At 70.5% G+C, this 22,249-nt stretch carries 17 protein-coding genes; 9 read left to right on the top strand and 8 right to left on the bottom strand.

Annotated features, from left to right (window positions below):
* Window positions 1-66: 66 nt before the first annotated feature.
* Window positions 67-1,089 (bottom strand): WYL domain-containing protein, encoded by a 1,023-nt coding sequence (locus tag IPL40_10945; protein MBK8481678.1) that lies wholly within the window; start codon window positions 1,087-1,089, stop codon window positions 67-69.
* A gap of 143 nt (window positions 1,090-1,232) precedes the next feature.
* Between IPL40_10945 and argS the strand changes: the two genes are divergently transcribed.
* From argS to IPL40_10925, 4 genes are read left to right on the top strand one after another with little or no spacing between them, the layout of a single operon-like run.
* Window positions 1,233-3,146 carry an arginine--tRNA ligase gene (gene argS / locus IPL40_10940; GenBank protein MBK8481677.1) on the top strand — a complete coding sequence of 638 codons (1,914 nt, stop codon included), beginning with the start codon at window positions 1,233-1,235 and terminating at the stop codon, window positions 3,144-3,146.
* Window positions 3,147-3,180: 34 nt separating this feature from the next.
* Window positions 3,181-4,713 (top strand): phenylalanine--tRNA ligase subunit alpha, encoded by a 1,533-nt coding sequence (locus IPL40_10935; GenBank protein MBK8481676.1) that lies wholly within the window; start codon window positions 3,181-3,183, stop codon window positions 4,711-4,713.
* Entirely contained in the window at window positions 4,704-6,572 is a 1,869-nt protein-coding gene (locus IPL40_10930; protein ID MBK8481675.1) for a phenylalanine--tRNA ligase subunit beta, read from the top strand. The genes IPL40_10935 and IPL40_10930 overlap by 10 nt, the downstream gene beginning before the upstream one ends.
* Window positions 6,573-6,622: 50 nt before the next feature.
* Entirely contained in the window at window positions 6,623-8,473 is a 1,851-nt protein-coding gene (locus tag IPL40_10925; protein MBK8481674.1) for a protein kinase, read from the top strand.
* Between the two features lie 39 nt (window positions 8,474-8,512).
* Here the strand turns inward: IPL40_10925 and IPL40_10920 are convergent, their stop codons facing one another.
* Genes IPL40_10920 through IPL40_10910 form a run of 3 tightly spaced genes read right to left on the bottom strand, consistent with a single transcriptional unit; the run spans window position 8,513 to window position 11,365 of the window.
* Window positions 8,513-10,771, bottom strand: a complete 2,259-nt coding sequence (locus tag IPL40_10920) for a UvrD-helicase domain-containing protein (protein MBK8481673.1) — start codon at window positions 10,769-10,771, stop codon at window positions 8,513-8,515.
* Window positions 10,772-10,776: 5 nt separating this feature from the next.
* A complete protein-coding gene (locus tag IPL40_10915; protein ID MBK8481672.1) occupies window positions 10,777-11,163 on the bottom strand; it encodes a DUF1844 domain-containing protein in 387 nt (128 codons plus the stop codon).
* A 25-nt stretch (window positions 11,164-11,188) separates the two neighbouring features.
* The gene (locus tag IPL40_10910) at window positions 11,189-11,365 is read right to left on the bottom strand and encodes a hypothetical protein (GenBank protein ID MBK8481671.1); all 177 of its coding nucleotides are present in this window, start codon (window positions 11,363-11,365) and stop codon (window positions 11,189-11,191) included.
* 162 nt (window positions 11,366-11,527) lie between these two features.
* Here IPL40_10910 and dnaJ point away from each other — a divergent pair, with 162 nt between their 5' ends.
* The gene (gene dnaJ, locus IPL40_10905) at window positions 11,528-12,655 is read left to right on the top strand and encodes a molecular chaperone DnaJ (GenBank protein ID MBK8481670.1); all 1,128 of its coding nucleotides are present in this window, start codon (window positions 11,528-11,530) and stop codon (window positions 12,653-12,655) included.
* A gap of 49 nt (window positions 12,656-12,704) precedes the next feature.
* On the opposite strand, the gene IPL40_10900 is transcribed toward dnaJ, so the two are convergent.
* Both IPL40_10900 and IPL40_10895 read right to left on the bottom strand, forming a co-directional pair.
* A complete protein-coding gene (locus IPL40_10900; protein ID MBK8481669.1) occupies window positions 12,705-13,730 on the bottom strand; it encodes an inorganic phosphate transporter in 1,026 nt (341 codons plus the stop codon).
* Window position 13,731: 1 nt separating this feature from the next.
* The gene (locus IPL40_10895) at window positions 13,732-14,355 is read right to left on the bottom strand and encodes a DUF47 domain-containing protein (GenBank protein ID MBK8481668.1); all 624 of its coding nucleotides are present in this window, start codon (window positions 14,353-14,355) and stop codon (window positions 13,732-13,734) included.
* Window positions 14,356-14,720: 365 nt separating this feature from the next.
* Here IPL40_10895 and IPL40_10890 point away from each other — a divergent pair, with 365 nt between their 5' ends.
* From IPL40_10890 to IPL40_10880, 3 genes are all read left to right on the top strand, one after another.
* Entirely contained in the window at window positions 14,721-15,374 is a 654-nt protein-coding gene (locus IPL40_10890) for a MotA/TolQ/ExbB proton channel family protein (protein MBK8481667.1), read from the top strand.
* A 76-nt stretch (window positions 15,375-15,450) separates the two neighbouring features.
* Complete coding sequence (locus tag IPL40_10885; protein ID MBK8481666.1) at window positions 15,451-15,987, top strand: biopolymer transporter ExbD; 537 nt, start codon at window positions 15,451-15,453, stop codon at window positions 15,985-15,987.
* A 30-nt stretch (window positions 15,988-16,017) separates the two neighbouring features.
* Window positions 16,018-16,491: a biopolymer transporter ExbD gene (locus IPL40_10880; protein ID MBK8481665.1), complete on the top strand. Its 474-nt coding sequence runs from the start codon at window positions 16,018-16,020 to the stop codon at window positions 16,489-16,491.
* On the opposite strand, the gene IPL40_10875 is transcribed toward IPL40_10880, so the two are convergent.
* Together IPL40_10875 and IPL40_10870 are read right to left on the bottom strand one after the other, a co-directional pair.
* Window positions 16,488-18,041 carry an amino acid permease gene (locus tag IPL40_10875; protein ID MBK8481664.1) on the bottom strand — a complete coding sequence of 518 codons (1,554 nt, stop codon included), beginning with the start codon at window positions 18,039-18,041 and terminating at the stop codon, window positions 16,488-16,490. The genes IPL40_10880 and IPL40_10875 overlap by 4 nt on opposite strands.
* A gap of 8 nt (window positions 18,042-18,049) precedes the next feature.
* Complete coding sequence (locus IPL40_10870) at window positions 18,050-20,095, bottom strand: DUF4091 domain-containing protein (protein MBK8481663.1); 2,046 nt, start codon at window positions 20,093-20,095, stop codon at window positions 18,050-18,052.
* Window positions 20,096-20,221: 126 nt separating this feature from the next.
* On the opposite strand from IPL40_10870, the gene IPL40_10865 reads away from it, so the two are divergent.
* A complete protein-coding gene (locus IPL40_10865) occupies window positions 20,222-22,249 on the top strand; it encodes a UvrD-helicase domain-containing protein (GenBank protein MBK8481662.1) in 2,028 nt (675 codons plus the stop codon).

Genomic DNA, 22,249 nt, shown 5'->3' with positions numbered 1-22,249 from the left:
CCGTCGTTCTTTGGGTGATGCTCGCTCATCTCACCACGCTGCTTTGACATCCGGGGTCACTCCGATTCACTGTTTTTTGCTCGCGCTCGCGTTGGCGTCCGCCTGCTCCCTGCCCTCGTATCCCGCTAGGGCGGCGTGGAGTTGGGTTTGGAGGTGGGTGGCTAGGGTGGTGGGGGCGAGGACGCGGGCGCGGGGGCCGAAGCTCAGGAGCCAGGCGGCGAGCTCGGTCAGGCCGTCGACGGTCATGGTCAGGGTGACGGCGCCGTCGGCGGCGGGCGTGAGCTGCTGGGTCGGGTGCCAGGTGCGCTCGCGGATGTAGCGGGCGACCTCGGGGGCGAACCAGAGGGTCACGGGCGTGGGCTGGCCGTCGCCGCAGATGCGGAAGCGGTCGTGGACGAAACGATCGAAGTCGAAGCTCGTCGGACGGTCGAAGGTCGCGTCCGTCGGCAGGGCGGCGGCGATGCGCGCGACGGCGAAGGTGCGGACGGCCTGGCGCAGGTGGCAGTGGGCCACCAGGTAGGCGCTGCCGCGGTGCAGCCAGAGCTTGTAGGGATCGACCCGCCGGGTGGTCTCGTCGCCGCGGCTGGCGCGGTAGGTGATCGCCAGGGTGACGCGTCGGGCGCAGGCCTCGGTCAGCGTGTCGATCAGCTCGCGCAGCGCGCCGTGGTCGGGGCTGCCGAAGCGGTCGCCGACGACGATGTCGTCCATCTGCTCGGCGAAGCGGCGCTGCTCCGGCGCGAGGAGGGCGTCGAGCTTGTCGCTGAGGGCCTGCAGCCCCTCGAAGAAGGGCGTCTGGGCGAAGTGGCGCAGGGCGCTGCGGGCGGCGCGCAGGGCGAGCAGCTCGCTGGTGGCGAGGGGGATCGCGCGCTGGCTGCGGAAGGCCTCTGTCAGACACCAGCGCCGCAGGCCCTCGCGCTCCTCGGTGTAGAGCGGGAAGCCGGCGGCCTGCAGCGCCTCGAGGTCGCGGTAGCAGGCGCGCTGGGCGGCGACCTCGTCGCCCGCCAGCTCGGCCACGCTCTGGCCCTGGGCGGCGCGCTCGAGGCGGCGCAGCAGCTTCCATTGGCGCACGACCTGCGCGTGGCGCGGCATCGGGTGGGTGGCCTCCTTGGCGCGGGCAGGGAAACGTAGGGGGCTTGCTGCTCGGGGGCCAGTTCCTCGCCGGGCCGCCCGGGCTCGACAGGCCGCGCGGGCGCATTGAACGGTTGGCGATCTTGCACTAGTGTCGCCGCCCGATGGACGTCAGCACCTTGACGATCGCCGAGCTCGAGGCTCACCTGCAGGCGCGGGTGGCCGCGGCGTTGGCCCAGGTGGGGGCGCCGGGCGTCGCCTTCGAGCTGGTGGCGCCGCCGCAGCCCGAGCAGGGCGACCTGGGCTTCCCGTGTTTTGCGCTGGCGCGCGTGCTGCGCCGGGCGCCGCCGCAGATCGCCCGCGAGGTGGCCGCGGCGCTGACGCCCGACGCGGTGATCGCCGCGGCGAGCGACGACAAGGGCTACGTCAACCTCAAGCTGCACGAGGCGACGCTGGTCCAGGTGGTGCTGCGGCAGGCGCTGAGCCAGGGCGCGCGCTTCGGCGCGGAGGGCGCGGCGGCGCCGCAGCATTGGCTGATCGAGTACTCCTCGCCCAACACCAACAAGCCGCTGCACCTCGGGCATCTGCGCAACAACCTGCTCGGGGCGGCGGTGGCCGCGCTGCTGCGCTTCGTCGGCCATCGCGTCACGCGGGTCAACCTGGTCAACGACCGCGGCGTGCACATCTGCAAGTCGATGCTGGCCTACCAGCTCTGGGGCGCGGGCAGCGACCCGCAGAGCGCGGGGCAGAAGGGCGACCGCTTGGTCGGCGACTGCTACGTGCGCTTCGAGCGGCGGCTGAGCGAGGAGTACCTGGCCTGGCAGCAGACCCCGGCGGCGGCCGCGCGCCTGCAGGGCTGGGTCGGCAGCGGCGAGGGCCGCGTGGCCAGCGCGGCGCAGGCCTTCTTCGCCGGCTACAAGGACGACTACTTCAACCAGGACTCGGTCCTCGGCGCGCAGGTGCGCGAGCTGCTGCTGCGCTGGGAGCAGGGCGACCCCGAGGTCCTCGCGCTCTGGCGTCGAATGAACGACTGGGTGCTCGCCGGCTTTCAGGCGACCTACGCGCGGATGGGCGTCGGCTTCGAGCTGATCCAGTACGAGAGCGAGACCTACAAGCTCGGCAAGCGGCTGGTGCAGGAGGGGCTCGATCGCGGGGTGATGCAGCGCCGGGCCGACGGGGCCGTGATCTGCGATCTGGCGCAGGTGGGGCTGAGCGGCGAGAAGGTGCTGCTGCGCAGCGACGGCACCAGCGTCTACATGACCCAGGATCTCGGCACCGCGGTCGAGCGCGTCGACCAGCTCCAGCCGGCGGTGCTGGTCTACGTGGTCGGCGACGAGCAGAACTACCACTTCGACGTGCTCTTCAAGATCCTCGGCTTGCTGCGGCCCGGGCTGGCGGAGCGCTGCCGGCATCTCTCCTACGGGATGATCCGCCTGCCCGAGGGGCGGATGAAGAGCCGTGAGGGGACGGTCGTCGACGCCGATGACCTGATGGACGAGATGCACCGGCTGGCCCGCGCCGAGACCGAGGCGCGCGTGGCGGAGGGCAAGGCGCATACGGCCGACCTGAGCGAGGCCGAGCTCGAGCGTCGCGCCGAGCACATCGGCATGGCCGCGCTCAAGTACTTCTTGCTCAAGTACTCGCCGCGCAGCGCCTTCGAGTACGACCCGCGCGCGAGCATCGACTTCCTCGGCCAGACGGGGCCCTATTGCCTCTTCAACTACGCGCGCACGCGCTCGCTGGTGCGTAAGGTCGGGGGCGGCGAGCCTGGCTTCGAGGCGGCGGCGGCCGCGCGGCTGCAGACGCCGCAGGAGCTCGACCTGGTGCGGCGCCTGGCGCAGTGGCCGGCGCTCGTGCTGCGCGCCGCCGAGAGCTGCGACCCGTCGCGCCTCGCCGAGTACCTCTTCGACCTTTGCAAGCGCTTCGCCTTCATCTTCACCGACAAGGCGAATCATCCGATCGCCACCTGCGACGACGCCGAGCTGCGCGCCGCGCGCCTGATGCTGGTGGCGGCGGTGGGCCATACGGTGAAGGCCGGTCTCGGCCTGCTCGGCATCGCCGTGCTGGAAGAGATGTAACGCGGCGCCGCGCTGCCCAAGGAGTGTGCTTGCGATGGTGCAGCTTCCCGAGCTCGACTACCGCGTGCTGAGCGCGCTCGCCGCGACGACGGAGCCCGTGGCGATCGACGCGCTGGCGCTGCGCCTCGGCCTCGATCAGGCGCAGGTCGCCGCGGTCTGTCTGACGCGCGCGCTGGCGGGCGAGGTCGCGGTCGAGGAGGAGCGCTATCTCGAGCTCAAGCTCGGTGCCAAGGGCAAGGCGCTGGTCGGGCGCCCCTTGCCGGAGCGCGCGGTGATCGAGGCGCTGGCGCGCGCGGGCGGCCAGGCGACGCTGCAATCCCTGCCCGAGCAGACGGGCCTGCCGCAGAAAGAGGTCGGTCAGGCGCTGCGCTGGCTCAAGCATCGGGGTTGGGCCGAGCAACAAGGACCCGCGCTGGCGCTATGCGCGGCGGGCCGCGCGGCCCTCAGCGCGCCGCCCGCGGCGGACGAGGCCCTGCTGGCGGCGCTGGTCGAGCTGGGCACTGCGACCGAAGAGGCGCTGCGCGCGCGCGGAATCGACTTCGCGGCGGCGCGGCGCCTGCTCGAGGGCCGCAGCGGGCTGCTCGAGGAGCGCGAGCGCACGACCCGCCGCGTGGCGTTGGCGGCAGCGGGACGCGCGCTGGTCACGCGCGGGATCGCGGCGCGCTCGGCGATCAACCAGCTCAACGCCGAGCTCTTGCGCAACGGCGGCTGGCGCGAGGTCGAGCTGCGGCCCTACGACGTGACGCTGCCCGGGCCGGCGCTGCACCCCGGCAAGTCGCATCCGCTGGTGCGGATCTTCGAGCAGACGCGGCGCGTCTTCCTCGAGCTCGGCTTCGACGAGATCGACAGCGCCTTCGTCGAGTCGGCGTTCTGGGACTTCGACGCGCTCTTCTCGCCGCAGGACCATCCCGCGCGTGACATGCAAGACACCTTCTACGTGGCGGCGCCGGCGCGCTGCGCCCTGCCCGAGGAGGCGCTGGTGCGCAGGGTCGCGCGCACCCACGAGGACGGCGGCGAGAGCGGCTCGATCGGCTGGCGCTACCGCTGGGATCCCGAGCTGGCGCGGCGTCCGCTGCTGCGCACGCATACCACCGCGGCGACGATCCGCGCGCTCGCCGCCGACCCGCGCGCGCCGCGCAAGGTCTTCTGCGTCGGTCCGGTGTTTCGCCGCGAGACGGTGGATTACAAGCATCTGCCCGTCTTCCACCAGGTCGACGGCATCATCGTCGACGAGCAGGCGAGCTTCGCCACCCTGCTCGGCACCTTGCAGGCCTTCTATCGCAAGATGGGCTTCGAGCGCTTCCAGTTCCGGCCGGGCTTCTTCCCCTATACGGAGCCGAGCGTCGAGGTCTTCGTCTGGCTCGAGTCGAAGCAGGATTGGGTCGAGATGGGCGGCGCCGGGATCTTTCGTCCCGAGGTCACGCAGCCGCTGGGCTGCCAGGCGCCCGTGCTGGCCTGGGGCCTCGGCCTCGAGCGCCTGGCGATGTTCCGCTATGGCGTCGCCAGCATCGGCGAGCTCTACCGTGCGCGGCTGGCCTGGCTCGAGGAGGCGGCGCTATGCCGGTAATCGGAATTCCGCTGCACCTGCTGCGGCAGCGGGTGGCCACGCCGCTCGAGCCGCAGCAGCTCGTCGAGCAGCTGCAACAGCTCGGCTGCGACGTCGAGGGCTATGCGACGCTGCGACGCTTCGGCTGCAGCCGCTGCGACAACATCCTCGAGATCACCGAGACCGAGCATCCGCCCGTGCTCTGCGATCGCTGCGGGGCCGACTTCCGCGCGCTGCCGGCCCTGCTCAGCGCGCTGGGGACGACCGAGGTGATCCGGATGGAGCTGCTCGCCGTGCGGCCGGACATGTTCGAGCCCGGCGGCTTGGCGCGGGTGCTGCGGCACTACCTCGGCGAGAGCGAGGAGCCGGCGCGCTATACGCTGGCGCCGCCGCGACTGCGCGTGCGCGTCGACCCGAGCGTGGCGCAGCCGGAGAGCCACCGGCCCTTCATCGCCTGCGCGGTCGTGCGTGGCCTGGCGCTCGACAACGACCTGATCAAGACGGTGATGAAGCTGCAGGAGAACCTGCATTGGGCGCTCGGTCGCGATCGCAAGCACGCCTCGATCGGCGTCTACGACCTCGATACGCTCGACGCGAGCGGGCTGGTCTATCGCACCGTCGGGCCGGACGAGCTGCGCTTCATCCCGCTCGGCTATGACGTGGCGGCGCCCGCCAGCGCGCTGACGCCGCGGGCGATTCTCGCTGAGCATCCGAAGGGCCGCGCCTATGCCTGGTTGCTCGAGGGGCGCGCGCGCTACCCGCTGCTCTGCGACGGCGCCGGGCAGGTGCTGAGCCTGCCGCCGATCATCAACAGCGAGCCGACGCGGGTGACGCGGGCGACGCGCAACTTCGTCATCGACGTCACCGGCACCGACGAGCGCCTGATCAACCGCGCGCTGAACATCATGGTCACGAGCCTGGGCGAGCTGGGCGGCCCGGCGCTGACGCTGGAGCAGGTGACGATCGATTATCAGGGTCGCAGCGTCGTCACGCCGGACCTCACGCCGCAGCGGGTCATGCTCGATGTGGCGCTGGCCGCGCGCCGCATCGGGGTCGCGCTGGACGCCGCGACGCTGGCCGGGCTGCTGCGGCGGATGGGGCATCGTGTGGCTGCCGCCGGCGCTGCCGCCGGGCAGGCGGGCTCGCCCGAGGTCACGGCGCTCGAGGTGGAGGTCCCGGCCTACCGCAACGACATCCTGCACCCGGTCGATCTGATCGAGGACGCGGCGATCGCCTACGGCTACCACAACATCGTGCCCCGGCTCACCGTCGCCATGACCGCGGGCAGCGAGCAGCCGATCGAGCGCAGCGCTGCGCAGGCGCGCCAGGCGCTGCAGGGGCTCGGATACTTCGAGGTGCTGACCCTGCTGCTCTCCTCCGAGGCGCAGCAGTACGAGGCCCTGCGCCTGCCCGTCGATCCCGAGCGCATCTTGCTCGCCAATCCGATCAGTCACGAGCAGACGATGCTGCGCACCTCGCTGATCCCGGGCCTGATCGATACCCTCAGCGCCAACACCGACCACGCGATGCCGCAGCGGATCTTCGAGGTCGGGAAGGTCTCGCGCTGCGTCGCGGCGCTCGAGACGGGGGCGCTCGAGACGCGCAGGGTCGCGGCCGCGAGCTGCGGCCCACGGGCGGACTACGCCGAGCTGCGCTCGACCTGCGAGGCGCTGCTGCGCGAGCTGGGCTGGGCGCTCGTCACCGAGCCCGACGCGACGCCTTGTTTCATCGCCGGTCGCGGCGCCCGGGCGGTCGCGCAGCGGGGCAGCGAGCGGCGCGCGGTCGGGTCGATCGGCGAGCTGCATCCGGAGGTGCTCGAGCGCGCGAGGCTGACCCAGCCCGTCGCCGTCTTCGAGGTCTCGCTCGACGCGCTGCGTTGAGCCAGCCCGCGGCTGGACCTGTCGGGCGCACTGGCCGATACTAGGCGGGCATGCCCACCGGACGCCCGTCTCACTCGAGCCTGCCGCTGCAAACGGCGCTCGGTCCCTATTTCATCGAGCGCCTGATCGCCAGCGGTGGCATGGCGGAGATCTATCTCGCGCGGATGCGCGGCCTGGCGGGCTTCGAGAAGCAGGTCGCGCTGAAGGTCATCCTGCCCGAGCTGGCCCGCGATGCCGCCTTCACGCGGATGTTGGTCGCCGAGGCCAAGATCGCCGTCGGCCTGACTCACGCCAACATCCTCAAGATCTTCGATCTCGCCCTGATCGACGGCACCTACCTGATCGCGATGGAGTACGTCGACGGCGCTGACTTCTTCCAGTTGCTGCGCCGCTGCAGCGCGCGACAGCGCATGCTGCCGGTCGCGGCGGCGCTCTACATCACCCAGGCGGTTGCCAGCGGTCTGGCCTACGCGCACGGACCGGGCGCGCCCTCGGGTCATCCGCCGGGGGTGATCCACCGCGACATCAGCCCGCAGAACATCCTGCTCTCGCGCTATGGGGAGGTGAAGATCGCCGACTTCGGCATCGCCAAGGTGGTCAACATCACCAGCCAGACGCGCGCCGGGGCGCTCAAGGGCAAGCTGGGCTACATGTCGCCCGAGCAGGCCTGGGGCGAAAAAGTCGACGCGCGCAGCGACATCTTCAGCGCCGGCGTCGTGCTCTACGAGGCCCTGACGGGCCGCTCGCTCTATCTCGAGAGCGATCCGATCAAGCTGCTGCAACAGGTGCGGCGCGCCGAGATCCCGGCGCCCTCCGCGGCCCAGCCGGCGCTGGGCGCGGACTTCGACCCCTTGGTGCTCAAGGCGGTCGCCCGCGATCCGGCGCAGCGCTATCAGACGGCGACCGAGCTCGGCGCCGCGCTCGCCGAAGCGCTGCATCAGCGTGATCCGCATTTCGTGGCCCGCCAGCTCGGCGAGCTGGTCAGCGACGCGCTGGCGGACGAGGCACAGGTCACGACGGCGCCGGCGCGCCGGCGTGCCGAGGCGCGGCCGGCGGACCCGATGAAGGGTGAGGACTTCGTGACCCACGAACACTCGCTGATCTCGAGCGAGCAGCAGGCCGCCGCGCCGGCACGCGCCGGAGCGCCGAGCGACGACGCTGGCAACGCGACGACGGCCCCGCGTCACCAGCGGCAATGGGGCCGCCTGCAGCTACTGCCAGGGGAAGAGGGCGAGCGCAGCGTGATGCTCGCCGACGAGCTGGTGATCGGGCGCGGCGGCGAGCTGGCGCTTTCTGACGGCCGCGTCTCGCGGCGCCATGCCCGCGTCTGGCGGCGCGAGGCGAGCTACTGGCTCGAGGACCTGAAGAGCGCCAACGGCACCTTCCTCAACCTGCAGCGCGTCGATGCGCCGACCGTGCTGCAGAGCGGCGACCTGGTGCGGGTGGGACCCTATGAGCTGAGGTTCACGGTGGAGCCGGATCCGACGGCCCGCGAGCCGGCGGCGCGCGGCGCGCGTCATGCGCCGCGCGTGACGATTCAGGAGGTCGCGCGGCCGCCCGAGGGGGCCGTCGGGGAGGTGCCGCGGGCGCGGCGCGCCGTGGCGCCGACGGTGGCGCTGCTGCGCGAGGCGCGGCTGGTGGTCAACCTCGGCGGCCAGACGGTGCAGGTCGAGGTCGGGGAGGGCCTGGCGCTCGATCACGCGCTGACCCTTGGCCCCAGGACCGTCGCCGGCACGGCGGCGCGCATCGTGCGTGGCGCCGAGGGCTTCACCATCGATCCGGGTCAAAGCGCGGCCGGTGTCCTGCGGGTCAACGATAGCCCGCTGAGCGCCCGACAGGCGCTCAACGCTGGCGACAAGATCGCCCTTGGTCCGCTGGTGGCCGTGGTCGAGCTGGTCTGAGCCCGGCGCGCCGCGCGGGGGGCCCCGAGGGCGGGTCGCTCAGAGCGGCTGGACGAACTCGCTGCGAATCGTTCGCGGTCCGACCTCGGCGAAGTGAATGGTCAGGTTGAGGTTCGGCGGCGTGCCCCGAATCATCCGGATGCTCCCGACCCCGAACTTCACATGGCGCACGCGCATGCCGATGCGGAAGTCGCAGCTCAGATCGTCGCCGCCCGCGGCCGATTGATCGAAGCCGTCGTCGCAGTCGACCCAGCGCTCTTCTGCCGGCTGGCTCGCCGAGCGCTCGGCGGGGCGGGCGAAGCTGCGCGCGCGGCCGCGCGCGCCATTTCCGTAGCTCGCGCCCTCGGGGGCGCGCGACGGCGCTTGACCGGCCCAGGCCGCATCGGTGCGCAGCAGCCGCGCCGGCACGTCGGTCAGGAACTCCGAGGGGGCGTTGACCTGCTGCTGGCCAAAGAGCCAGCGGCGGCGAGCGTGGCAGAGGTAGAGCTGCTGGCGGGCGCGGGTCACCGCCACGTAGGCCAGCCGGCGCTCCTCCTCGAGTTGTTGCGGGTCGTCGAGCGAGCGCGCGTGCGGAAAGACGCCGCGCTCGAGCCCGATGATGAAGACGTGGGCGAACTCGAGCCCCTTGGCGCCATGCACGGTCATCAGCGTCACCGCGCCGTGCTCGGCCGGCGTCTCGTCGAGGTCGCCGGCGAGCGCGGCCTGCTCGAGGAAGCCGGTCAAGCTGGGGGCCTCGCTGTGCTGCTCGTAGGCCCGCAGGCTGCCGATCAGCTCGAGCAGGTTCTCGGCCCGAGCTTCGCCGTCGGGGCTCGGGTCGCTGGCGAGGCGGTCGCCGTATCCGGTCCGTTCGATCACCAGCTCGGCGAGCGTGGACGGGAGCAGGGTCGGCGCCTCGGCGCTGAGCTCGTCGACCAGCGTGCAGAAGGCCGTCAGCTTGGCGCGCGGGCCGCTGCTCAGCGCGCCGGCGCCGGCGGCGCAGGCACGCGCGGCGGCCAGCGCCGAGCTGCCGCTCGCGCGCGCCTCCTCGCTCAGCTTCGCCAGCGTCGCGCTGCCGATGCCGCGCGGGGGCTCGTTGATGATGCGCTGGAGCGCGAGGTCGTCGCTCGGATTGGCCAGCAGGCGCAGGTAGGCCAGCACGTCCTTGACCTCGGCGCGATCGTAGAAGCGCACGCCGCCGACCACGACATGGGGAATCGAGGGGCGGATCGCGCGCAGCGCCTCCTCGAGCACCCGCGATTGGGCGTGGGTGCGGTAGAAGACGGCGCATTGATCGTAGGGCAGCTCCCGCTCGCGGCGCAGCCGCGCGATGGTGTGGGCGACGAAGGCGGCTTCGCTGCGCTCGTCCTCGCAGGGGGCATAGGTGATCGGCGATCCCGGGCCGGCGTCGGTCCAGAGCCGCTTCGGTCGGCGCTCCGGATTGCGGGCGATGATCGCTGAGGCCGCATCGAGGATCGTCTGGGTCGAGCGGTAGTTCTGCTCGAGCGTGACGATCGCGGCGTCGGCGTGATCGCGCTCGAAGTCGAGGATGTTGCGGATATCGGCGCCGCGCCAGCTGTAGATCGACTGGTCGTCGTCGCCGACCACGCAGAGATTACGATGGCGCGCGCTGAGCAGCCGCACCAGCTCGTACTGGACATGGTTGGTGTCCTGGAACTCGTCGACCAGCAGGTGCGCAAAGCGCTCGGCCAAGGACTCGGCCAGCGCGGTCTCCTGGCGCAAGAGCTCGAGCGTCCGCAGCAGCAGCCCGCCGAAGTCCACCGCGTTGGCCGCTTGCAGCCGGGCCTCGTAGGCCGGGTAGACCTTGGCCACCACGTCGCTGACGAAATCGCCAGCGCGGAAGTCGCGCGGGAACAACCCCTCGTTCTTGGCGCGGTCGATCCGCCCCAAGATCTCGGCCGGAACGAAGAGGCGCTCGGGCAGCTTGATCGCGCGCATCACCTGCACGACGAGCGCGCGTTGGTCGGCGCCATCGTAGATCTGGAACGACTGCTTGAGACCGATGGCCTGCCCGTGCTGGCGCAGGAGCCGGGCACAGATGGCGTGGAAGGTGCCGATCCAGGCCGCCTGGGCGCCGCGCCCGATCAGGCCTTCGGCGCGGTGGCGCATCTCGCCCGCGGCCTTGTTGGTGAAGGTCACGGCCATCACCCGCGCCGGGTCGATGCCACCCAGGACCACGCGCGCGATCCGATGGGTGATCACGCGCGTCTTGCCGCTGCCGGCGCCGGCGAGCACCAGCAGCGGCCCGCCGTCGTGGAGGACGGCCGCCCGCTGCGGCGCATTGAGCGACTGGAGGTCCACGAGCGTCAGCGCGCGGCGTTGACGTAGCGCAGGCGCAGGTCGTAGAGGAGCTCCTCGAGCAGCTTGGCCTCGTCGGCGTCGAGGTTGCCCCGGGTCTTGGTGCTGATCAGCGCGAGGATGTCGATCACCTGCTGGGCCAGCGGCAGATTACGCTGAAGCTGATCCTCCGGCGTCGGCGCCTCGCCCAGGTGGACCAGGGCCGAGGTGCCGAGGGAGAGCAGGAAGGTCGAGAAATCGACCGCGGGGAGCGCGGGGCCGGCCCCCGGCGCGCTCGCGTCGGCCCGATCGTCGACCCGATCGTCGGCCCAATCGTCGGTCCGATCGTTGACCCGATCAGCGTCGTCGGCGGAATGACGCCTATCCCGAATCGTGAAGCTAGGATCGTCGCTCATCGGGCTCGTTCCATTGGCTCGCGGGCTAGTCGGCGGCGGGGGCCTGGGGCGCCTCGCCGGGCGGCGGGAGCGGTTCTCCCTTGCCCGCGACGTCCGGCAAGGCGGCGAGGTGCTTGCGTAGATCTTCTCGCGACAGATCGCCGCGCTGGATGAAGCGGTCGGTCAGGCGCTTGTCATAGAGGAGCTCGGGTCGTGCAGGCATGGCAGCGGGACTCCATTGGCCAGTAGAGATCAGCTCTTACGGGTCCCCGCGCGCGCTGTCAAGCCCGCTCGCGCCTTGACACACCCGGTCGCGGTGCATACCTTCCGCGCTCGCTGGCGCCGCCCCTCGACCGCTCGGCGGTCTCCTACACAAAGAATCAAGATGGCAACAGACTATTACGAGCTGCTGGGCGTTGGACGCGAGGCCGCGGCCGACGAGGTCAAGAAGGCCTACCGCAAGCAGGCCCTCAAGTACCACCCGGATCGCAATCCGGGCGACAAGGAGGCCGAGGAGCGCTTCAAGGAGATCTCGAACGCCTTCGAGGTGCTCGCCGATCCCGAGAAGCGTCAGCTCTATGATCGCTTCGGGCCCGAGGGTCCGCGGCGCGCGGGCTTCGGCGGCTTCAACAGCGTCGACGATGTCTTCGCCTCCTTCCGCGACATCTTCGGCGACATGTTCGGGATGGGCTTCGGCGGCGCGAGCCAGCAGCGCGCGCGTGGCTCCGACCGCGAGGTCGACCTCGACCTGAGCTTCATCGAGGCGATCGAGGGCTGTCGCAAGGACCTGAAGGTGCAGCGGCGCGAGCCCTGTACGGACTGCCGCGGGAGCGGCGCGGCGCCCGGGACGCGGCCGGCGACCTGCCCGACCTGCAGGGGCAAGGGCCAGGTCATGCACGCCCAGGGCTTCTTCATGATCAGCGCCGGCTGTCCGACCTGCCACGGGGAGGGCAGCGTAATCAGCGACCCGTGCAAGACCTGCGGCGGCGCGGGCCTGCAGGAGGTCGACGATTCGCTGCAGGTCTCGATTCCGGCGGGTGTCGAGGACGGTCAAACGCTGCGCCTCTCCGGCAAGGGCGATCTGCCGCCGACGGGGGGCCTGCCGGGCAACCTCTATGTCCACATGCACGTCGCCGCGCATCAGCACCTCGAGCGCGACGGCGCGAACCTCTATGTCGAGGTGCCGATCACCTTTCCCGTGGCCGTGCTCGGTGGGCGGGTGAAGGTGCCCGTGGTCGAGGGCGAGATCGAGATCCAGATCAAGCCGGGGACGCAGCCCGGCGAGGTGGTCGTGCTGCACGGCCAGGGGGCGCCCCACCTGCACCGCTCGGGGCGCGGCGACCAGCTGGTCCGACTGACGATCGGGGTGCCGGCCAAGGTCGAGGAGAAGACCGAGCAGCTGCTGCGCGAGCTGGCCGAGCAGCTCGGCGCGGAGGGCCTGGCCCCACGCCACGTCGGGCTTTTCGATCGGCTACAGAAGCGGGGTCGCGCCAAGCGACAGCGGCGGAGCTGAGCGCGCGGGGCTCGGCCGGGCGACGACCTGCCTAGGCGCGACGACCTGCCTAGCCGTGCAGCAGCTCGAAGAGCTTCATCGTCACCGAGGACACCAGGGCCGCGGCGGGGATCGTCAGCACCCAGGCCCAGACGATGCGCGCGGCCACGCCCCAGCGGATGCCGGAGAGCTTGGTCATCGCGCCGACGCCGATGATCGCGCCGGTGATCGTGTGCGTGGTCGAGACGGGAATGCCGCTGTGCGTGGCGAGAAAGAGCGTGAAGGCGCCCGCCGTCTCCGCGCAGAAGCCGCCGACCGGCTTGAGGCGCGTGATCTTCATCCCCATCGTGCGCACGATGCGCCAGCCGCCGAGCGCGGTGCCGATGGCCATCGCCGCGTGGCAGGAGAGGATGATCCAGAGCGTCTCGATATTCGTCAGCGCGAGCTCGGTGTCGGGGTGCATGAAGCCCGCCGCGATCAACAGCGCCATGATGATGCCCATGGTCTTCTGCGCGTCGTTGCCGCCGTGGCCGAGCGAATAGAGCGCGGCCGAGACGAGCTGGCCGCGCCGGAACAGGCGATCGACGCGGTCGGGTCGCCAGCGGCGGAAGAGCCAGAAGATGGCGAGCATGATCGCGAAGCCGACGAGCATGCCGATCACCGGCGCCAGCGGAATGAAGGTGACCGTCTCGACCAGCTTATGCCAGCGAATCACCTGCCAGCCGCCGTAGGTGATGCCGGCGCCGGCGAAGCCGCCGATCAGCGCATGCGAGGAGCTCGTCGGCAGGCCCCACCACCAGGTGATCAGGTCCCAGACGATGGCGCCGATCAGGCCGGCCAGCACGACCAGCACGAAGCGCGGATCCTCCGGTCGGATGACGACGATCTTGGCGATCGTCGAGGCGACATGGGGCGCGAAGACGAACATCGCGATGAAGTTGAAGAAGGCCGCCCAGATCACCGCAGCGCGCGGCGTGAGGACCCGCGTCGAGACGACCGTGGCGATCGAGTTGGCCGCGTCGTGGAAGCCGTTGATCACGTCGAAGGCGAGGGCCATGATCACCGTCGCGATGACGATCGGCCACAGCCCGGCCATCTCAGTTGCCCTCCAGGATGATGCCCTCGACCAGATTCGCCACGTCCTCGCAGACGTCAGTGGCGCGCTCGAGGTACTCGAAGATCTCCTTCCACTTGATCACCTCGAGGGGATCCGTCTCCTCGCGGAAGAGGCGAGCGAGCGCGCGGCGGAGCAGGGCGTCGGCCTCGTTCTCGATGCGGTTGATCTCGATGCAGATCTCCAGCACCTCCTTGGTCCGCCGCTTGTCCCCGAGCGAGCGCACGGCGCGTTGCACATGCTCGACGGCCCGCACCAGCACCGCGGCGAAGTCGCGCACCTCCGGCATCAGCTCGCGTACCTCGTAGAGCGTGATGCGCTCGGCGGCGGCCTCGACGTGATCGAGGATGTCGTCCATCCGCGAGATCAACTGGTGGATGTCGTCGCGATCGAGCGGCGTAATGAAGGTGCGATGCAGCGCCTCGATACAGCGATGCGTCACCCCGTCCGCCTGGTGCTCGATCTCGAGGATACGCTGGCTGTGGCCGCGCCCGATGCCCTCGGTCGCCAGGCCCTGGAACTCCCGCACGCCCCGGAGCGTGAGCTCGGCGTGCTGCTCGAAGTAGGAGAAGAAGCTGGGTTCCTTGGGTAAGAGTCGGCCGAACATCGCTGCCCCCTGCCTGACGTCTGCCCTCCCCCTAGCCCGCGCGACCGGGCCCCGTCAAGGGGAACCCTCGCGGTCGACCGCGGCGATGTTGGCCGGAACGTGCGCGCCGTCTTGCCCGGCCCAATCGCGGCAGTGTAGTATCGGTCGCTCAGTTGTTCAGCTGGCGGTGAGGCGAGGCGCAGGCGGGGCGAGGCGGCCCCTGTGCAACCAGCGGCGCTCAACCAGCGGCGCGACATGACGAACCGGTACCAAGGACATAACGAACCGGTACCAAGGGACTCGCAGCATGCGACCGACCTTAGCGCGCCGGCACCGACGCCGGCGCGTGGGTCGAGCAGCGCATTCCGGACACGAGAGGAAGGGTGATGAGCGGAATTCTAGCGGTGTTCAACGAGGGCGGCCCCTTCATGTACACGATCCTCGCCGTGTCGATCTATGCCCTGGCGGCGATCATGCACAAAGCCTACCTGTTATGGTTTCGGCTGCGCTTGGCCGAGGACGAGCTGACGGGGGCGATCTTCAGCCAGATCGCCAACAACAACTACGCGCGCGCCCTGCAGTACTGCAACACAAAGGTCCATCCGCTGACCTCGATCCTCAAGGCCGTGCTGCTGCGCGCCAACAAGTCGGAGAAGGAAATCCGCCGCGCGGTCGAGGTCGCCGCGGCCAAGGAGATCCCGAAGTTCAAGCGCGGCGTCGCCTTCCTGCCGCATCTGGCGAATATCGCCACGATGGTCGGCTTGCTCGGGACGATTCGCGGACTGATCATCGCCTTCTCCGGGATGGAGGGCGGTGACGCCGTCAAGCGCCAGGAGGCGCTCTCTGCCGGTATCGCGATCGCCTTCCGCGCGACCTTCTTCGCGCTCTCGGTGGCGGCTGCACTCGTGTTCTTCTTCGTCGTGCTCAGCAGCAAGCAGAACAAGCTGCTGGAGCGGATGGAGCATGCCGTCACCTCGGTGGTCGACATGATCGTGACCAAGAACTCCCGCGCCGCAGCGGCGCCGCGCAAAGAGGGCTAGCGCAGTGTTGAGCGGAGGGCTAGCGCAGTGTTGAGCGGAGGGCTAGCGCAGTGTTGAGCGGAGGGCTAGCGCAGTGTTGAGCGGCGGGCACGGCGGCGGTTTCAGCGGTGCGTCGGATGAGGAGGATGAGATCTATCTCAACCTCACGCCGATGATCGACATTTTGACCTGTCTGCTCTTCTTCCTGCTGATCTCCTTCGGCGCGGTGATCATCGCGCTGATCAACGCCAGCGTGCCGGTGCTCAGCGACGGCGACGCCGACCCCAACGCCAGCCGCGCCAAGGTGACGATGGGCCTCCAGATCACCGAGAGCGGGATGGTGGTCAGCGCCAGTCACGACACGATGAGCGAGGCCGAGCTGGCGGGTCTGCGCAAGACGCTGCCAAAACGCGCCGGCGACTATGACTACGAGGGTTTGCACCAGCATCTGCTGGGCGTGAAGAAGAAGTACCCCAACTCGAGCACGATCGTGATCACGCCGGCGCCGGCCGTCCTCTATGAGGCGGTGGTCAAGGCGATGGACGCCTCGCGCGACCGGGAGGGTGGGACGAAGCGGCGGCCGCTACGCGTGCCGGTCTTCCCCGAGGCCGTCGTCTCGACGATCGTGGAGTGAGGCAACGACGATGATGGGCGGCAAGCACAGATGATAGGCGGCAAGCACGATGGGGCGGGTGAGGCCAAGGAGATTGTCCTCAACCTCACGCCGATGATCGACATTCTGACCTGTCTGCTCTTCTTCCTGCTCCTCGGCTATCGCTCGCAGTCGGTGATGCTGGAGGGCGCCCAGGGGCTCGCGCTGCCGCCCTCGCATTCGGATAAGGGCCTCGTCGTGACCCTGACCGTGACGGCCAGCCAGAACGAGATCAAGCTGATGGACTCGCACGTGATGCGCCTGCGCAAGGGCGAGATCGCGCCCCAGGACCTGCAGGGCAACAAGATCGTGCCCCTCTACACGCGGATGGCGCGGCTGCTCCAGCTCAAGAAGCTCAAGCCCGACGATGCGTTTGTGTTGCTGCTCGCGGACAAGCACCTGCGCAGCGACGTGATCACGAAGATCATGAAGACCTGCGGCATGGCCGGTATGCCGAACTTCAATCTCGGCGTCGCGCGACCCTAGCCGCGGCCGGCGCGAGCCGCGTCGCTGCGCGTGTTCAGCCGGCTGTGCCGCGCGCCGTAGAGCCAATAGACCGCCAGGCCGATGGCCAGCCAGGCGCCGAAGCGCAGCCAGGTGACCAGCGGCAGCTCGAACATCAGCCAGCCGCAGCAGAGGATGCAGCCGATCGGCACCAGGGGCACGAGGGGCGCGCGAAAGGGGCGCGGGCGCTGCGGGTCGACATGGCGCAGCACCATGATGCCGATCGCCACCAGCACGAACGCGAAGAGCGTGCCGATGTTGGTCAGCTCGACCATCTCGTTGATGTTGGTCAAGCCCGAGAAGACCCCCACCAGGACGCCGGTGAGGATCGTCGTCACATGGGGCGTCCGGTAGCGCGGGTGGACGCGGGCCGCCCACTGCGGCAGCAGCCCGTCGCGGGCCATCGCGAAGAAGATGCGCGGCTGGGCGATCTGAAAGGCCACCAAGACGGAGGTCGTGGCGAAGAGCGCGCCGAGCGAGATGATACCCGCGGCCCAGTGCATCCCGCGGGCGGCGAAGGCCACGGCGAGCGGCTCGGCCGATCCGAGGGTGTGCCAGGGGGCGAGGCCGGTGAGGACGATGGCGGTGGCGACGTAGAGCAGGGTGCAGACCACGAGGCTGGCGATAATGCCGATCGGCAGGTCGCGCTGCGGGTTCTTCGCCTCCTCGGCGGCGGTGGAGACGGCGTCGAAGCCGATATAGGCGAAGAAGATGATCGCCGCGGCGCTGGAGATCCCGCGGAAGCCATTGGGGGCGAAGGGCGTCCAGTTGGCGGGCGTGACGTAGCAGGAGCCGACGATCAGGAAGAAGCCGAGGATCGCGAGCTTGAGCACGACCATCACGGTGTTGAGGCCGGCGCTCTCGCGCATGCCGCGCACGAGCACCCAGGTGATCGCGGCCACCGACGCCATCGCCGGCAGGTTGAAGACCAGCGGCAGGCCGAGCAGGCGCGGCGCCAGCGCGAGCGCCTGGGCGTCGCGCAGCACCGTATGACCGAGCGCCGCGAGCTCAGCATGCGCGGCGGTCTGCTGCGCCACGAGCGCCGCGGCGTGGGTCGCCGAGCGCAGATCGGTGCCGAGCCAGAGCGGGAATTGGAAGCCCAGCCCGCGCAGCAGCTCCTGGAAGTAGGCCGACCAGGAGATCGCGACCGCGACGTTACCTACCGCGTATTCGAGCACCAGATCCCAGCCGATGATCCACGCCACGAGCTCGCCGAGGGTGGCGTAGGCGTAGGTGTAGGCCGAGCCGGAGATGGGCGCGAGCGAGGCGAACTCGGCGTAACAGAGGGCCGCGAAGCCGCAGGCGATGGCGACGAGGAGGAAGGAGATCGCCAGCGCGGGTCCGGCCCCGACGTGATGGCTGCCGCCGGCGGCGGCCGTGCCGATGCTGGAAAAGATCCCGGCGCCGACGATCGCGCCGACCCCGAGGGCCGTGAGCTGGATCGGACCCAGCGAGCGGTGGAGCTGCGTGTGCGGCTGCTCGGTATCCGCGATCAGTTGGTCGAGCGGCTTGACGCGAAGAAAGCGGCGCATTGTGGGCCCTATCCAGAGGGTGGTGTGCCTGGGCGGTCTTCGGCCTGAGCGCCGAGGTCGGCATTCTGCGTCATCGGGGTCGCCTCTGACAAGCTGCGCTGAACCGCAGAGCGCTGGCGCCGGCGCCGGCGCAGGGCGGCCCAGAGGAGCAGCAGCAGCCCGACGCCGCCGACGATGGCGCCGACGGCGAGGCGCCTGCGACCCAAGCGCCGCGGGGCGCTCTGCAGCCGGCGCCGCCAGCGCTGCAGGCGCGGCTCAGTGCCGACGCCCAGCGTGGCTGGGAGCGCCGCGCTGGCGCCGCCCTTGGTCAGCCAATCGGCGACGAGGCGCCGCGCGAGCAACCAGCGCTCGCCCTCCTCGGGCCAGGCGACGGGTGCGGAGGCCTCGGTCTCGTCGGCGAGCGCCCGCGGGATCAGCGTGCGTAGCAGGCGATCGACGGCCGCGCCGTGACCGGCGCGACGGGCCAGCACGAGGTACTCGACGTCCTGCAGGCCGCGGCGCCAGTTCTTCAGGCGAATGCTCGGCAGCGGAAGGTCGAAGCCCTGATCCTGCGCGGGGAAGAGCAGGTCGCGCCCGGGGTAGAAGAGGAGCCCGTCACCATTGAGCCGGTCGCCGTCACCGTTGCTGAAGGTGATCGGCTCGCTGAAGACGTCGATCGGCCCGCGTCCGCCCTGGGCGTCGCTGTAGTAGGTCGACTCCCAATAGAACCAGCGCTCGATGCCGTACTTGTACTGGATCCAGGCATTGACGCGCGGTGACACGGCGACATCGTCGACGACGAAGCTGCCGCTGAAGGGCCGCACGCCGTTGTAGATCCACTGCTCTCGCCCGGCGGCGCGGGCGCGCCTGGCGTTGGCGGGCGAGTAGTCCGAGGCCAGGGCGGCGAAGAGGTCGGTAGCGAGCTGCGGGGTATAGGCGTGGGTGACGAAGCTCGGCACCGGCCGCGCGCGCCGGGCGATGCTGTTGATGGCGGCGAAATCGCCGGGGCTCGGTTCGTCGTGCGCGTAGAGGAAGTAGGTCGCTCGGGCGCCGTGGACCGAGAACCAGTCGTGCCAGCGACGTGCCTCGCCAGGGGTCAGCGCGCCGCCGTAGGAGTGAATGACGTAGAGCTCGAGGCCGGCGCCCTCGCCGGGGCCTTCGTAGCCCGCGGCGCGGCTGAAGGCCTCGCCGCTGAGCTGGCGCCGCAGCACCTCGGTGGGCGCTTGATCGCGGCCGATGAAGAGCGACAAGCGGTGCCGGCGGGCGAGTCGGAAGTGCCGCGCGCGCAGGGCCTCGACGGCGGCCTCTGCTGCCTCCCAGGGCCGCGGCAGGTAGCGCGCGACGAGCACATCGCGGTCGTCATCGGAGCCCGAGAAATAGACCATCGTGCGCAGCGAGGGCTCTTGCGGCAGCGTCAGCGGCAGGACCTCGAGGGTGATCGGCAGGCTGCCGCCAGGGAGCGTGCAGGGCCGACCGGCGACCGAGACCTCGAGCCTGCCCTGATAACGCCCCGGCGCCGTCTCCGGCGGAATGAAGAGATCGACCCAGACGCCTTGGTTTCGTCGCGGCGCTACGGTGAAGCTGGCCTCCGCCCGCAAGGGGATCAGCGCATCTGGGAGCCAACCGAGCGCGACGCGCGGCTCGGCGGCGCTGCCCGGCTCCCAGTTCAGCGACGCGGAGCGCTGGCGCAGCTGCTGGTAATGCTCCCTGAAGAGCTCGATCCGGCGCCCGACGAAGTAGCGGTCGGGATCGGCGCTGAGGCCGCGATTGACGATCGGGCCGACGCCGGGGAGTCGCACGCTGACCTGCGCCGTGGCGGTCGCTCCGCCGACGAGGATCAGCTGGAAGGCGACAGTCTCGTTGCGGGCGCCGAAGAGCCGCACGCGCGCTGGCCGGGCGCTGAAGACGCCATTGCCGCGCGCCAGCGGCTGCGCCGGCGCGTCGGCGGCGACCTTGACGCCGTCGTCGACGGCCCAGATCGCGCGCAGCTCGGCGCGCGCAGCCTGTGCCGTGAGCAGCAGCAGCGCCGCCGCGGCGAGGGCGGCCAGCGCGAGCGTCGAGCGATGGCTGGTCATCGGCACCCTCCCAGACCGGCGAACAAGAGCGTCCTGCAGCTCCGCCCGGCAGACCCTCGATGTCAAGCTTGTTACGCGCGCGCCGGCGGAGTACGGGTGCAGTCCGATCGCGGATGAGGGCTGAACGTGTCGCGCTGGCTCGATGGCTTGAATGACGAACAACGACGAGCCGTGGCCGCGGCCGACGGCCCCTTGCTCGTGCTCGCGGGCGCCGGCAGCGGCAAGACGCGCGTGATCACGCATCGGATCGCGCACCTGATGGCGGGTGGCGTCGCCCCCGAGGCAATCCTCGCCGTGACCTTCACGAACAAGGCCGCCGACGAGATGCGCGAGCGGCTGGTGACGATGGTCGGCAAGAAGCGGGCGCAGGCCGCGACGCTGAGCACCTTTCATGCTTTTGGCCTCGCCCTGCTCAAGGACGAAACGAAGCGGCAGCGGCGCGGTGCGCGGCTGGTGGTCTTCGATACCGGCGATCAGCTCGCCTGCCTGCGCGAGCTGCTGCGGCGGGTCGAGCTTGGCCGCGCCTTCGATCTTGGCGCGCTGCTGCAGCGCATCAGCGCCTGGAAGAACGCCTTCCTCGCGCCGGGCGGCCTGCCGGCCAGCGAGGACCCCTACGATGAGGCTGCGGCCGAGCTCTATCCGCGCTACCTCGAGCAGCTCGAGGCCTACGCCGCCGTCGACTTCGACGACCTGGTGTGCCGGCCGACCCAGCTGCTCGAGAGCTCGGCGGCCTGCCGCGAGCGCTGGGCGGGGCGCTTTCGCTACGTCCTGGTCGACGAGTATCAGGACACCAACGCGGCGCAGCTACGCTTGCTCCGCGCGCTCGGTGGCGCGCATCGCAACGTCTGCGTGGTCGGCGACGACGATCAGTCGATCTACGGCTGGCGCGGCGCGGACGTGCGCAACATCTTGCGCTTCGGCGACGACTTCCCCGGTGCCCAGGTGATCGCGCTCGAGCGCAACTACCGCTCCTGCGCGCCGATCCTCGCGCTCGCCAATCAGGTCATCGCTGCCAACCCCGAGCGGCACCCCAAGCGCCTGAGGCCGACGCGCCACGGGGGTGCGAAGGTGCGCTTGGTCGTCGGGACCGACGGCGAATCGGAGGCGCGTTGGGTGGCGCTGGCGTTGAAGCACTCCGTCGAGCGCCATGGGCGCGCCTGGGGCGATGCGGCCGTGCTCTATCGCTCGAATGTGCTCGCGCGCGCGTTGGAGGAGGCGCTTCGCGAGCACGGCGTCCCCTACCGCGTCTTCGGCGGTGCGGCCTTCTTCGACCGCAAGGAGGTCAAGGACGTCGGCGCCTATCTGCGCCTCTGCTGCAATCCGCAGGACGAGATCGCGCTGCGCCGCGCCATCAACACCCCCGCGCGCGGCATCGGGCCGGTGACGGTCGCCAAGCTGGCGGCCTGGGCCGAGGCCGCACCGGGACGCACTCTCTTTGCGGCGCTGACGCAGGCCCCCGAGGTGCTCGGCAGCGGTGATCGGGCCCTCGCGCCGATCGCGGAGCTGGTGGCGCTGCTCGGCGAGCATGCCCCCGGGCTGCGTCGCGGCCAGGCCCTGGTCGAGAACGCCCAGCGTCTGGTCGAGGCCACCGGCCTGCGCGCCGAGATCGAGCGCAACAGCGCCTCGGGGAAGATCTTCGAGCGGCGCTGGGGCCACGTCCTGGGCTTCTTCGACGGCCTGGCCGCCTATTGCCGGCGGGTCGACGAGCCGAGCGTGGCGGACTACCTCAACCGGCTGGCGTTGATCAGCACGAGCGAGCCTGCGGCCGAGGGCGCGGCCGATTGCGTGACGCTTTGCACCCTGCACGGGGCCAAGGGCCTCGAGTTTCCGCTGGTGATCATGGTTGGGATGGAGGAGGGCCTGCTGCCCCACGATCGGACGATCAACCCGCAGGCCAACGACCTGGAGAGCAGCGGCATCGACGAGGAGCGACGGCTTTGCTACGTCGGCATCACGCGCGCCCGGGATGAGCTGGTGCTGACCCGCGCGGCGCGGCGCCTGATCCGCGGACGGCTCCAGGACCGGCAGCCGAGTCGCTTCCTCGAGGGTCTGGCGGCAGAGGACTTCGAGCTCGAGGACCTCTCCGCGCCACCGCCCTTGGAGGATGTCAAGTCGATGATGGCGGCGCTGCGAGCGCAGCTAGGCGGGGGCTGA

It is taken from the genome of Pseudomonadota bacterium (assembly GCA_016711215.1).
Classification (GTDB): Bacteria; Myxococcota_A; Polyangia.
Note: the sequence above shows the minus strand (reverse complement) of the source record. Positions and strands in the feature narration are given on the sequence as shown.